The organism is uncultured Shewanella sp. (assembly GCF_947491715.1).
Taxonomy (GTDB): domain Bacteria; phylum Pseudomonadota; class Gammaproteobacteria; order Enterobacterales; family Shewanellaceae; genus Shewanella.
Genome location: NZ_CANLKR010000177.1, coordinates 1 through 201, shown reverse-complemented (window position 1 = coordinate 201; position 201 = coordinate 1). Strand labels below are relative to the sequence as shown.

General features: G+C 51.2%; 1 tRNA gene. It reads left to right on the top strand.

The window, feature by feature from the left end:
* Nucleotides 1-125: 125 nt before the first annotated feature.
* Nucleotides 126-199 (top strand) — tRNA-Pro (locus tag Q0779_RS23980).
* The last annotated feature ends 2 nt before the right edge of the window (nt 200-201 follow it).

Genomic DNA, 201 nt, shown 5'->3' with positions numbered 1-201 from the left:
GATTGTAGCTCAGTTGGTAGAGCCCCGGATTGTGATTCCGGTTGTCGTGGGTTCGAGCCCCATCAGTCACCCCACTTTTACCCTTTCTAATGCCACAAGGTCATTAGAAATAGAATCGATTAAATCGGTGATTAGCGCAGCCCGGTAGCGCATCTGGTTTGGGACCAGAGGGTCAGAGGTTCGAATCCTCTATCACCGACC